Below are 5,366 nucleotides of genomic sequence, written 5' to 3'. Positions count from 1 at the left end.
GCCTCCGGGCGGTCGAGCACCGCCATCTCGATGCGGGTGGCGAGCACCGGCAGGGGGAGCGGGAGGTGGGCCAGGAGGCGGACGCCGTCTTTTTCGGTGGTGACCAGGGCTTGGGCGTTCATGAGCCGGGCCCAGGTGAGCACCTGCTCCAGGTCGGCGGGGGTGTAGCGGTGGTGGTCGGGGAAGGGGACGGACTGGAGCACCTTGGCGCCCAGATCCCCGAGCTCTCGAAAGAAGGCCTCGGGGGTGCCGATGCCGGCGAAGGCCAGAACCTTGAGGCCCCGGAGCCTCTCCAGGGGCCCCGCCTCCCCCGTGGCCACGTCCACCACCTGCCGGGGGGTGTGGGCGGTGGGCAGCACCGGGGCGGTGAGGTTGTGGCGCCGCACCGCGGCGCGCACGTCGTCGACGCCCTGGGAGTCGGCCCGGCGGGTGCGGGTGAGAAGCACCAGGTCCGCCTCCGCCAGGGCCCCGGGGGCTTCCCGCAGGAGGCCCCGGGGGAAGCAGTGGCCGTTGCCGAAGGGGCGGCGGGCGTCCAGGAGAACGACGTCCAGGTCCCGCGCCAGGCCCAGGTGCTGGAAGCCGTCGTCGAGCACCACGACTTCCACGCCGAAGCGCTCGGCCGCCAGGCGGGCGGTGGCCCGCCGGTCGCGCCCCACGAGGACGGGCACCCCGGGCAGCCGCCGGGCGAGCAGCACGGGCTCGTCGCCCGCCTCCTCGGGGGAGAGGAGCACCCCGTCCGGGTCCGAGACCACCCCGGTGCCGCCGCGGAGGCTGCCCTTGTAGCCCCGGGAGAGCACCGCGGGCCGAAGCCCCGCCTCGAGGAGCACCCGGCAGATGGTCTCCACGCAGGGGGTCTTGCCCGTGCCCCCCGCGGCGATGTTGCCCACCGAGATCACGGGCACGCCCGGGTGCTCGGCCCGCAGGATGCGCCGGCGATAGGCCCAGCGGCGAAGCGCCTGGGCTTTTCCGTACCCCCAGGCGGGAAGGGTGAGGGGGAGGAAGAGCACCTGGGCCGCCCACCCCACGGCACGGCGGGAGAGGACGTCGCGCACCCAGAAGTAGAGGCCGGTCACCGTTTCCCCCCCGGCGAGAGCGCGCCCGCGGCCTCCAGGGCCCCCAGGGCCCGCCCCACGGCGCCCCGGTTGGCCGCGAAGAGGTCCGCCGCGCCCCGGCGCACCGCGGCCCGGGCTGCGTCCTTCGTCAGGTAGCCCTCCAGGGCGCGGGCCAGGTCCTGCGCGTCGGCCACCTCGGCTCCCAGTTTCCGGCGCAGCACCTCGTCGCGCACCTCCCGGGCGTTTTCGGTGTGGGGGCCGAAGAGCGCCGGCACGCCCCAGTTCAAGGGTTCGAGCAGGTTGTGCCCGCCCACGGGGGCCAGGCTCCCCCCCACGAAGGCGCACTCCGCTCCGCCGTAGAGGCTGCCCAGGAGGCCGTACCCGTCCACCACCAGCACCTGCCCGGCCTCGAAGGCCCCCAGGATGCCGGCCTCCAGGGGCTCGGAGAGCGCGCTCCACCGGCGCGCCGTGCGGCCCGCCGCGGTCACGGCCGCCTCGACGGCGGTCAGGCGCTCCAGGTGGCGCGGGGCCATCACGAGGCCCACCCGCAGCCCGCGGGCGGCCAGTTCCCCCGCGGCAGACAGCATGGCCTCTTCCTCCCCCGGGTGGGTCGAGCCGGCCACCACCACCCGCCACCCCGCCGCCTGGCTCCGGCGCAGGGCCCGGGCGGGCGGCGACGAAGGGTCGGGCGCCGGCAGGTCGTACTTGAGGTTGCCCCCCAGGGTCAGCCGATCCTGGGGCACCCCGAGGACCCCGAAGCGGCGCGCATCCTCCGGCGACTGGGCGAGCACCGCACGAAAGGTCGCGAGGTACGGCGCGAGCCACCGAGCCGCGCGCCGGTAACGGGGAAAGGCCCGGTCCGAGAGGCGCGCGTTCACCAGGAGCGCGGGGACCCCGGCTCGCGCCGCACCGCGCAGCAGCGCCGGCCAGAGCTCGGTCTCCACCAACACCAGGGCCCGGGGGCGCGCCGCCCGCAGCGCCAGGCGCATCAGGGGGCCCAGGTCCAGGGGCAGGAGCCGCGCTGCCCCCTGGGCTCCGGCAAGCGCCCGGGCTGCGTCCCGGCCCGAGGGGCTCGTGGTGCTGAGCACCAGGGACACGCCCCTTTCCCGGAGGGCTTGCAGCAACGGGGCCGCGGCCCGCATCTCCCCTACGCTCGCCCCGTGCACCCAGAGTCCCCCGGCGGGCACGTCTCCCCACCGCCCCAGCCGCTCCCCCCACCCCACCCGGTAGCGGGGATCCCGGAGGGCCTTGGCCAGCAGCAGCGGCCAGCCCAGGGTAAGCCCGGCCCAGCCGGCAGTCTGGTAGGCGGCGTAGGCGGCGTAGGCGGCGCGCCCGGTGACGGTTGCGGGTGGGGGGGACCTCACGGGGAGTGCACTCCCAGGCGGGCGTCCGCCGCCGCGGTGGCCGCCTCCAGGGCCCGGCGGATCGCCTCGGCGCCCTCCTCTTCCGGCGTTCCCGCGGCCAGGTACAGGAGCTCCCCCAAGTGGAGGAGCACCGTCGCAAAGGGCAGGGGCAGCTGGAACCGGTCCCAGGAGCGGAAGACCGCCTTGCGGGAGTAGGCCACCCCCACGGGGGCCACGGGCCACCCCGTCTTGGCGGCCAGGTACGCGAGGCCCGGCTGCACCGTGTAGCGCGGGCCCCGGGGACCGTCGGGGGTGAAGGCCACGTCATGCCCGGAGCGCAGGTGGGCCAGCAGCGCCCGAAGTGCCTGGGAGCCCCCCCGGCTCGAGGAACCCCGCAGCCCCACGTACCCGAATCCCTCCACGATGCGGGTGATGAGCTCCCCGTCGCGGCTCTGGCTGATCACGACTCCTGCCCCCTGGTTGCGGTAGGGAATCAGGGGCCCCAGGAGGCGGTTGTGCCAGAACGCCCAGAGTCGAGGGCCCGCGGTCCGGGCCTCCGCCACCGGCTCCCGGGCGCCTTCCTCCCGGAAGCGGCACGTGGCCTGGAGGAGCCGCAGGTATCCCCGCCCCAGGCTCGCCGCCAGGGCCAGCGTCCGTTCACCCATCGGGGTCCCCGCCCCCCTCTCCCCGAAACTGGGCGGCGCACAGCCGCGCGTACTCCCCGCTGCGGGCCAGGAGCGCTTCGTGGGTGCCCTGCTCCACCACCCGGCCCTCGCGCACGACCAGGATGAGGTCGGCGTGGCGCACGGTCGAGAGGCGGTGGGCGATGACGAAGGTGGTGCGGCGCTTCATCAGCTCTTCCAGGGCCGCCTGCACCTCCCGCTCCGACTCGGAATCCAGCGCGCTGGTGGCCTCGTCGAGGACCAGGATCGGCGCGTCCTTGAGGAGCGCCCGGGCGATCGCCAGCCGCTGCTTCTGGCCTCCGCTCAAGAGGTCGCCCCGTTCCCCCACCGGCGTCTCGTACCCCTGGGGCAGGGCCGAGATGAAGCCGTGGGCGTGGGCCGCCCGGGCCGCGGCCTCCACCTCGGCGTCGGTCGCATCGGGGCGCCCGACCAGCAGGTTTCGCCGCACGGTGTCGTGGAAGAGGAAGGTGTCCTGGGTAACCACCGCCACCGCGCCGCGCAGGCTCTCCAGGGTGTACTCCCGCAGGTCCACGCCGTTGATCCGCACCGTCCCTCCGGTGGGGTCGTAGAAGCGGGGCAGGAGCTTGAGGAGGGTGGACTTGCCCCCGCCGCTGGGGCCCACCAGGGCCACCACCTGCCCCCGGGCGGCCCGCAAGCTCACCCCCTGGAGGACCTCGGGCCCCCCGGCCTCGTAGGCGAACCGCACCCCGTCGAAGGACACTTCCTCCACGGGGCCCCCGAGCTCCCGGCCCCCGCCGAGCTCGCAGGGGGCGGGGGGCTCGTCCATGACCCCAAAGACCCGCTCCCCCGCCGCCAGGGCCTGCTGGAAGGAGTTGTTGAGGCTTCCGGCGCGCTTGAGGGGGTCGTAGAGGAGGAAGAGCGCGGTGAGGAAGCTGAAGAAGCTCCCCGGGGTGGTCGTACCCGCCAGGACCTGGCTGCCCCCGTACCAGATGATGAGGGCCGCCCCCGCGGCCCCCAGGAACTCCATCAGGGGAGCCGTGGCCTCGTTGACCCGCGCGCTCTTCAGGTGCACCCGGCGCAGCTTCTCGGCTTCTTCGTCGAACCGGCGCACCTGGGCGCCCTCGCGCCGGAAGGTCTTCACCACCTCGATCCCCGAGAAGGACTCCTGGAGCACGTTGGAGATCTCTCCGATGCGCTCCTGGCCCTTGCGGGCGTAGCGGCGCATGAGGGTGCTGATGCGGCGCACGGGGTAGGCGGCCAGGGGGAAGACCGCCACCCCCACCAGGGCGAGCTTCCAATCCCGCAGGAAGAGCACCACCAGGAGCCCCACCACGGTGAACCCCTGGCGCAGCATCTGGATGAGGTCGGGGATGGCCCGCTGCATGAGCCCCACGTCGTTGGTGACCCGGGCGATCAGGGCGCCCGTGGGGTTTCGGTCGTAGAACGCGAGCTCGCGGCGCTGGAGGCTCCCCAGGAGGTCCCGGCGCATGCGCAGCACCACGTTCTCGCCGACCCACCGCATGAGGTAGGACTGGAGGTAGCGGCAACCCCCCTTGACCAGGTACAGGGCCAGGAGCCCCACGGGCAGGATCTTGAGCTTCCAGGCGTCGTGGCGGATGAAGATGTCGTCGAGCACCGGCTTGACGAGCCACGCCGTCACCCCCGCCGTCGCCCCGACCACCGCCATGCACAGGAGGGACGCGGCGATGTGCTTCCAGTACGGCAGGAAGTAGGCGCCCAGGCGCCGGAGGAGTTGCAAGGGAAGCCTCGAGCTTTCAGCGGTCAGCGAACGTCATGGATGCGACCCCAAAGATCCAAATCGAGATCGAAATCGCAATCGAGCCCCCGAACCCCCGATATCGATTTCGATATCGACTTCGATTTCGACGGGGGGGGCGGGGCGCGCTAAGGGCTTCCGTGGTCCAGGTGCTCCAGCACGGCCTGGGCCGCCCGGTCCGAGGCCCCTGCCGGGCCCAGGGCACGGCGCACGGCGGCGAGGCTCTCGAGCATGGCGGCCCGGGGAGGGCCCTCCGGCAGCAGCGCCGCCGCTGCCCGGGCCACGGGCTCCGGGCCGGTCTGGATGAGCTCGGGGACGACCTCCCGCCCGGCCACCAGGTTCGGCAGGGCGATGAAGGGGGCCTGCACCAGGAGCCGCCCCAGGAAATAGGTCAGCGGGGTCACCCGGTACACCGCCACGCGCGGGGTGCCCGCCTGGGCACACTCCAGGGTGGCCGTGCCCGAGGCCACCAGGCAGACCCGGGAGCGTTCCATCACCTCCTGGGAACGCCCCTCCAGGATCTCCACGGGGAGCCCCGAAGCGGCCAGGG

At 74.2% G+C, this 5,366-nt stretch carries 5 protein-coding genes; all 5 read right to left on the bottom strand.

What is annotated here, in order from left to right:
• The coding region (lpxK, locus tag AB1578_21705) for a tetraacyldisaccharide 4'-kinase (protein MEW6490514.1) at positions 1 to 1,073 on the bottom strand (1,073 nt) is incomplete at its 3' end.
• Positions 1,070 to 2,416, bottom strand: a complete 1,347-nt coding sequence (locus AB1578_21700) for a glycosyltransferase N-terminal domain-containing protein (protein MEW6490513.1) — start codon at positions 2,414 to 2,416, stop codon at positions 1,070 to 1,072. The genes lpxK and AB1578_21700, both read right to left, overlap by 4 nt.
• Positions 2,413 to 3,060: a lysophospholipid acyltransferase family protein gene (locus tag AB1578_21695; GenBank protein ID MEW6490512.1), complete on the bottom strand. Its 648-nt coding sequence runs from the start codon at positions 3,058 to 3,060 to the stop codon at positions 2,413 to 2,415. Before AB1578_21695 ends, AB1578_21700 begins: the two co-directional genes overlap by 4 nt.
• A complete protein-coding gene (locus tag AB1578_21690; protein ID MEW6490511.1) occupies positions 3,053 to 4,798 on the bottom strand; it encodes an ABC transporter ATP-binding protein in 1,746 nt (581 codons plus the stop codon). Before AB1578_21690 ends, AB1578_21695 begins: the two co-directional genes overlap by 8 nt.
• A 146-nt stretch (positions 4,799 to 4,944) precedes the next feature.
• Positions 4,945 to 5,366 (bottom strand): lipid-A-disaccharide synthase (locus AB1578_21685; protein MEW6490510.1); only part of this gene is annotated, 422 nt, incomplete at its 5' end.

It is taken from the genome of Thermodesulfobacteriota bacterium (assembly GCA_040756475.1).
GTDB lineage: Bacteria > Desulfobacterota > Deferrisomatia > Deferrisomatales > JACRMM01 > JBFLZB01.
The sequence above is the reverse complement of the archived record's forward strand: the minus strand, read 5'-3'. Positions and strand labels throughout refer to the sequence as shown.